Raw genomic sequence first — 7102 nt, 5'->3', positions numbered from 1 at the left:
GGGAAGTGTGCCCGCAAGGCGTGAAATCAGATCAAATCAGCCTGTTAACTGCCTGCGATTCCGTAATCGGAAAATCTCCGCGGAGATTTGGCCGAATCTGATGACTCATGAAATATTCAGGTTAGTCAGCACCGGCTTGCGCCATTGCAGGCACTCACTGATTAACTCGAAACCGCTACTGCAGATGACCCCGGCACTGCTTGCCAGGTGCTGTTTGAAGCCGTCTATATCCGCCTTTCGCCGGGTGACATTGCCGCGCACTTCGTCGGTGATGGCGGCCGAGTACTGGACGAACCTGCGCTGGGGGAAGCCCTGGAGGAGGCGGCTCACCGCATCCTGGTCCTCGAAGGGCAGGTAGACCAGCAGGTGCTCGCCGCGAGCCACTGGCAGGTCAGGGAGGTCCAGAATTGGTGGCAGTACGTTGTCGTCATAGGGGTACCAGTGCAGGCCGAGGGGTACATCCACCGGGGCGAAATGGCGCATGATCCACTCCTGCAGCCAGCTGTTGCCGGCCCTGGGCGTGTTTGGCCCAAAGGCATACTGGTGGCCAATTCCGATCACCCTGCGTCCCTGCCGTCGGGCGGCCCGGGCGACGACCGGTTCGTAGTCGCTCACCACGACATCGTAGCCGCTCAGGTCGAGGTTGCGGGCTTCTTGCAGAAACCGGGGGACACTGTTGTCGAGCAGGGTTTCCCCGTAGCGCAGGCAGCCGGCGCGGGTAGTAAACGACAAGCCCCGGCGATGTTCAAAGTCACCAAACGGTTCCATGTCGAACAGCCCCTCCCGGGGCCGACCGGAGAATAGCCAGGTGACTTCCACCGGCCAGCGGGCAAGGGCCGCGGCCATGGCACGGGCGCGGGAGATGTGGCCCTGGCCAGTACCCTGTATACCGTAGATAATTTTCATGGCAGCAGGCCCTGTTGGTTTGCCGTGATTAGCGCGATAGCGCCGCCCATGAGTGCGCCGGCGAGGGTGTCGCCGGGGAAGTGCACGCCGAGCAGTACGCGCGACAGGGCCACGGCAAGGGCCCACAGGTATAGGGGCGCCGCCGCGGCGCCGTAAACTACCATCAGGGCTGTGGCCAGCAGAAAGGCGCCGGAGCTGTGGCCGGAAGGAAAGCTGAACTGGTCGCTGGCGGTAATTAGGCTGCGGAACTCCGGTACCGATTGCTGCGGCCGTGGCCGGCGCAGGCTGTTTTTAAGCAGCCAGTAGAGCGCGCGTTCTGCTATCAGGGCGAGGGCCAACAATGGTACCAGCAGTGCGGCCCCCTCCGGGTCGAGGAGCCAGGCCAGTACAGGTATCAGCACGTGCAGGTAGCCGTCGCCGGATCGGGACACTGCCCGGGCCATGGGGATGACCATGCGCTTCTCGGTCTGGCTAAAAACGCTGGCGAGCAGCCGCATCTCGTATTTCTGCAGTGTGGCGAGTAATTGCATAGTGCCAATAGTGATCTGGCGCAGTGGCAATTTGATGACGCTGGCGTGTATTTTTGATGACAGTACAACCCTGCCCTATGGTGGTATGGACAGCATCCGGGGCCGTTTCTATCATTGCCGATTGGCGCGGCGATCGCGCCTCAGGAGCCCTGCGAACAGATGAAACTCGGAATTTTGAAAACTGACGCCGTGCGCCCGGAGTGGGTGCCGGAATTTGGTGAATACCCGGACATGTTCACCGTCCTGTTGGGTCGGGAAGACCCGGAACTGGAATTCGTCGTGTACGACGTGGAGGAAGGTGAATACCCGCAGGATATCGACGAGGTCGATGCCTACCTGATTACCGGCAGCAAGTCGTCAGTGTATGAGGACAAGGCGTGGATTGCCCGGTTGATCGACTTTGTCCGCGAACTGGATGCGCGCGGCAAAAAACTGGTCGGCATCTGTTTCGGCCACCAGGTCGTGGCCCAGGCGCTGGGCGGCAAAACCGAAAAATCCAGCAAGGGCTGGGGCGTGGGCCGGCACACCCACACCTTTACCGAGCGTCCGGACTGGCACGATGGTGGCAAGGCCGACTTCGATATCCTGGTCAGCCACCAGGACCAGGTGGTGCGCAACGCCCGCGGTGCCAGGGTGCTGGCGGGCAGCGATTTTTGCGAAAACGCCGTGGTCCAGGTGGGTGACAACATCCTCACCTTCCAGGGACATCCGGAGTTTGTGCCTGGCTACTCCCGGGAGATCATGGAGTTTCGCCGCGAAGCGATTGGCGAGGAGGCCTATAGTCGCGGCATGGCCTCGCTGGACAGGGCCGCGGAAAGCGAGCGCATTGCACGCTGGATACTGAACTTCCTCAAGCGCTGAATCAGTCCTCTCTGACCTTGCGCTGCATGCTGTCCAGGTAGTCGTCCAGTTCCTGGTCGTTGGCAAACACCGCCATGTCGGGCAGTGCCTTGAGAATGTCGAACACCTTGTCAATATGTGGCTTGCGGTTGGCGGCGGCCAGTTTGCGGCCGTCGTTCCTGGTTTGTTTGGCGGCCTTGAATATCACCCGCAGCCCCGCGGAACTGATGTAGTCCAGCTCCTTCATATCCAGCACGGTAAGCTGGTAACCGTCGTTGACCACGTCCTGCAGGCGCTGTTCGAAAGCCGGGGCGGTGTCAGTATTGAGCGCTCCGGCCAGGGCGACGCGGGCGACAGAGTTCTCTTCGTCGATGGCAACGGTGGTGGTCAGGTCCATGGTGTGGTCAGCCTCAGTATTCTGGATGTTGGTCCGGTCTGGCCCGCTCCGGGGCCCGAATGTCCTTTTCCACCCGCAGGACGTTGTGGCCGTCCTCCCGGCGGTAGCTCTGGCGATCGGTGAGCCGGGTGATCAAGTGTACACCAAGGCCACCGATCTCGGCAGCGTCTATATCCGCTCCCAGCGTTGAACGCCGGCTCTCGGTCAGCGGGTTAAACGCTCTTCCGGCGTCCCTGATTTCCAGCGACAGGGTGCCTGCCTGCAAGGCCAGGGTGACAAGCATTTGCTCTTCCTCGTCCAGCCCGGCGTATTTGTTGACGTTGGTGGCCAGCTCTTCAGCCACCAGGTTGAGCTCCAGCACCAACTCGGTGGGAACCGCCCAGGCCTGCAGTAGAGGCTGCAGCCAGCTCTCCAATTGGCTGGCCAGGCCGGGACCGGGGCTGAAGCTGTGCGCACTGCTGTGCCTGCCACCGGGCCGGTACTCCAGCAGCATCAGGGTGATGTCGTCTGACTGGGGCTGCGCTCCCGCGTGGGCCTCGACACTGGCGATCAGGGCCCGGCCGCATGCCGCCAGAGGCAGCTGCGCATTGGCCTGCATCTCCTCGTCGACACGCTCGACCCCGTACATCCGGGCCCCGGTATCGAAAGCCTCGTCAATGCCGTCGGTGAAAATCGCCAGGCGATCACCGTCAAGTAAATGCAGGGTGTTGCGCGGGTACACCTGGTTCGCAGCCAGCCCCAGGGCGGGCCCGGTGTCCTGGCTTACTGGCCCCGCCTGGCCGTTGCGCAGCAGGCTGGGGGCGGTCTGCCCGGCGCTGGCGAAGCACAGCTCGCCACTCTCCAGGTCGAGCACGCCGAGGAACAGGGTAACGAACATGCAGCTCTGGTTGTCGCGCTCCAGGGCGTTATTGAGCTTTGCCATGGCGGTATCCGGCGCCAGCTGGCTACCCGCCAGTTGCTGCAGGAAGCTGATCGAGCGGGCCATGAACAGGGCGGCGGGTACACCCTTGTCGGAGACATCGCCTACCGCCAGCAACAATTGCCTGCCATCGCGAAAATAAGTGTAGAGATCGCCGCCGACGGTTTTCGCCGGCAGCACCTGTGCCCACAGGCTGATGCCCCCTTCCCGCCACGAGGCCTCGCCGGCACCGGGCAGCATCGACATCTGGATCTCGCGCGCGGCATTCAGTTCACCCTCCAGGCGACTGCGGCTGGCGGTTGCTGTTTCCAGGTCGCCGATATAGGCCTTCAGTTCCCGGTTCATGCTGGCGAAGGAGCGCACCAGCCGGGATACTTCATCCTCGCCCCGGGCCTGGGGCAGCGGAACATCCAGGTTGCCCCTGGCAATGTGTTCCGAGGCGCTGCTCAGTTGCTGCAGGGGCCGGGTGAGCCGCGAGGTCAGCAGGTAAACCGTAAGGGACATCAGCAGCAGGGTGCCCAGGGCCAGCATCGCCGTCTTGATTTCGTAGCGGTGCAGCGGCGCCAGGATTTCGCGCTGGTTGTAGACCACACCAATGGGCCAGCCAGTGCTTTCCAGGCGCCCCATGCGGATGGTGCACTGACCGGCGGACTCAGGGCAGGGAAAGTCGGCGGTAATGCCTTCGCCCTCCAGCGCGTGCTTGAACATGCTGTGCCAGATGTCCTGGTCAACACCCTGGTAGGCCATTTCGCTGAAGTGCTTCATCACACTGGCCGGGTTGCGCGAACTCATCACCCGTCCCTGGCGGCTGAACAGCAGGCCATAGCTGCTTGCTCCCAGGTGCAGCTGGCTGACCACCCGCTGCAGGTCCGCCAGGGTGACATCGGCGGTGACCACCGCGTACAGCGAGCGTTCACCGCTGTCACCGTAGCGATAAACCGGCACCGAGTAGGTGGTCATCAGCACTTCGCCGCCGCCGGTATCGAAGTAGGGTTCACTCCACAGGGCCTTGCCCGCCGCAATCGGGTCAGTGAACCAGGGCTGGTCCTGGTAGCTGGCCTTGTCGCTGGCGAGGTTGGCGAAACGCACCGCGCCCTGGCCGCTGTAGTAATAGGCGGCGAAACCCTCGGGCTGGTCGCTGAGCGCCGGGTTGAGCGCGATGGCGGCGCCAAATATCTCGTCGTTGTTGGCGACTACATCGTGCAGCAATTGCTGCAGGCCGTCTTCCGCGTAATCGGTTTGCTGCAGGAAACGTCCCAGCAGCTGGGTTGTGGCCTGAACCCCCCGCAGCCAGTTTTCGGTGTCGTTGATTGCCACCCCGATTTCGACCCTGGCCTCCTCGGCCAGGCGGGCGAGAATCTCTTCCCGGGAAAAGCGGTAGTCGAGCAGCATGCCGCCACCCATGATCAGCGCCAGCGCCAGGGTCAGCAGTACGATCAGGCGGGCGGAGAAGCTGTTCCTCACCGGGGATTACCAGCTGCCGGTGTTCTCCATGGAGGCCCAGGGCTCCGCCGGTGGCAGGGACTCACCGGCCTGCAGCAGCTCGATGGAAATGCCGTCGGGGGACCTGATGAAGGCCATGTGCCCATCCCGCGGGGGACGGTTGATGGTGACGCCCTTGTCCATCAGCCGCTGGCAGGTCTGGTAGATGTCGTCCACGCGGTAGGCGAGGTGACCGAAGTTGCGGCCGCCGCTGTATTCCTCCGGGTCCCAGTTCCAGGTGATTTCGACACAGGGGCTGGCGTCCTTTTCTGCTGTCGCCATATCTCCGGGAGCGGCGAGGAATACCAGGGTGAAGCGGCCGGCTTCACTGTCGTGGCGTTTTACCTCGACCAGCCCGAGCTTGTCACAGTAAAAACCCAGGGTTTCTTCCAGATCGCGCGCGCGCACCATGGTGTGCAGGTACTTCATAGCCGGGCCTCTCTTGGCAGTAAGGGGAAAGCGGGCGCCGGGGCGTCCGCCTGACCATGTTAGAAGCGCGGTGGCGGGCTTACAAGCCCGGAGCCGTCAGCGCCGGGGCGCCGCGGCTGCCTGCCGGCCGGCGAGGCGGCCGGAGAACGTGGCGTCACCCACGGACATACCGCTGGAGTAGCCCTCGGCCCGGCGCACCACGCCGCAGGCGGTGCGGCCCGCGGCATAGAGGCCGGGAATGACCTGGCGCTGGGGATTGACCACCTCGCCGGTGGGCAGGGTGTCGAGCCCGCCGAGGGTGAAAAAGGGCACCAGGCAGCCCCTGCCGGGCGTGATGTCCAGCGCCACCAGCGGCGGCTCCAGCGGCTTCAGCCACTGGCTACCCTTGTGGTACTGGGTGTCCTCTCCCGCCTCGCAGTCCTCGTTGTACAGGGTGATGGTCTGTTGCAGGCTGTCGCGACGCAGACCCAGTTCTTCCTCGAGTTCCGCCACGGTCTCGCCGGTACCGGCGATGGGCGCGGCCATGAAATTGAGCTTCTCGTAGCTGCCGTAATCGTCGACGGTGAGGATGAAATAGAGCCGGTCTCCCTGCTGCTGCAGGGCTGCGTGGCCCAGTCGCGAGTGGTACACGTCCTCGTTGATAAAACGCTGGGCCTTGTCATTGATGGCAATGCCATAAGTCATGCTGGCAGGGGGGTAGTAGGGAATGCTGATAAAGCCCTCGTGCATGTTGATTGCGGCGCCGCCCACCGCCATGCCCATCTGGATGCCGCTGCCAGTGTCGCCGGGGTTGCCGATGGGCTGGTTGCCCCGGCTGAGCATCGGCGCGTACTTCTGCAGCATCTCCTCGTTCATCACGAATCCACCGGCACAGAGAATCACCCCCTGACGGGCGCGCACGTTCAGTTCCTGCTGGTCCTTGCGGATAACAATACCCACCACCTCGCCCTGGTCGTCGACAATCAGGGTCAGGGCCCGCGCCTCGTAGTGCACGCTGATATTGTCGCGCCGGTCCACGTTTTCGGTGACGATCTTCATGAACAGGGGGCCACCGTTGTCGCCCTTGACGTAGAGATTGTGGCCCCGGGGGCTGGGTTTGGCCTGCTGGGCATAGGGGTAGGCATTTTCGCTGCCGGTATAGAGCAGGCCGTCATCGGTCAGGCACATGATGGCGCGCTCCTCGTGGAAGCTGTCGCGGAACGGTACGCCCAGGTCAACCAGCCAGTCGAAGTGGGCGAGGCTGTTCTCGCAGTAATTGCGAATCTTGGCCTCATCGGCCTGGGGGCCGGCGCTCATCATCATGTAGGTGAACATGTCCTCGGTGCTGTCTTCGAAGCCACAGGCCCGCTGCACCCGGGTGCCGCCATTGCCGCCCATGTAAATCTCGGCGCTGGACATGGCGGTAGAGCCGCCACTGGCGCTGGCCAGCTCGAAAATCACCACCTCGGCGCCCGCATCCGCCGCTTCAATGGCGGCACAGCCGCCGGCGCCGCCAAAGCCAATGACGGCGATGTCGGTTTCCATGTCCCACTGGCCGACATCGCTACTGTGACGGGCTTGCGAGGGGTTGGTCTTGGTCTGCTTGCTCATATCGGTAGT

At 63.3% G+C, this 7102-nt stretch carries 7 protein-coding genes; 1 reads left to right on the top strand and 6 read right to left on the bottom strand.

Annotated elements, in window-relative coordinates; genetic code table 11:
• Window positions 1–105 precede the first annotated feature (105 nt).
• Both DWB85_RS03145 and DWB85_RS03140 read right to left on the bottom strand, forming a co-directional pair.
• A complete protein-coding gene (locus tag DWB85_RS03145; protein ID WP_117952738.1) occupies window positions 106–906 on the bottom strand; it encodes a glycosyltransferase family protein in 801 nt (266 codons plus the stop codon).
• Window positions 903–1436 (bottom strand): phosphatase PAP2 family protein, encoded by a 534-nt coding sequence (locus DWB85_RS03140; RefSeq protein WP_205422645.1) that lies wholly within the window; start codon window positions 1434–1436, stop codon window positions 903–905. The genes DWB85_RS03145 and DWB85_RS03140 overlap by 4 nt, the downstream gene beginning before the upstream one ends.
• A 159-nt stretch (window positions 1437–1595) precedes the next feature.
• Between DWB85_RS03140 and DWB85_RS03135 the strand changes: the two genes are divergently transcribed.
• Window positions 1596–2297, top strand: coding sequence for a glutamine amidotransferase-related protein (locus DWB85_RS03135; protein WP_117952737.1), 702 nt, complete (start codon window positions 1596–1598; stop codon window positions 2295–2297).
• A gap of 1 nt (window position 2298) precedes the next feature.
• Here the strand turns inward: DWB85_RS03135 and DWB85_RS03130 are convergent, their stop codons facing one another.
• The 4 genes from DWB85_RS03130 to DWB85_RS03115 form a co-directional block, all read right to left on the bottom strand.
• Window positions 2299–2673: an STAS domain-containing protein gene (locus DWB85_RS03130; RefSeq protein WP_117952736.1), complete on the bottom strand. Its 375-nt coding sequence runs from the start codon at window positions 2671–2673 to the stop codon at window positions 2299–2301.
• Between the two features lie 13 nt (window positions 2674–2686).
• A complete protein-coding gene (locus tag DWB85_RS03125; RefSeq protein ID WP_117952735.1) occupies window positions 2687–5056 on the bottom strand; it encodes a SpoIIE family protein phosphatase in 2370 nt (789 codons plus the stop codon).
• 6 nt (window positions 5057–5062) lie between these two features.
• A complete protein-coding gene (locus DWB85_RS03120) occupies window positions 5063–5503 on the bottom strand; it encodes a VOC family protein (protein WP_117952734.1) in 441 nt (146 codons plus the stop codon).
• 96 nt (window positions 5504–5599) lie between these two features.
• The gene (locus tag DWB85_RS03115) at window positions 5600–7093 is read right to left on the bottom strand and encodes an FAD-dependent oxidoreductase (RefSeq protein WP_117952733.1); all 1494 of its coding nucleotides are present in this window, start codon (window positions 7091–7093) and stop codon (window positions 5600–5602) included.
• Window positions 7094–7102 lie beyond the last annotated feature (9 nt).

The organism is Seongchinamella sediminis (genome assembly GCF_003457605.1).
Taxonomy (GTDB): Bacteria; Pseudomonadota; Gammaproteobacteria; order Pseudomonadales; family Halieaceae; genus Halioglobus; species Halioglobus sediminis.
This window is presented reverse-complemented; position numbering and strand designations above follow the sequence as displayed.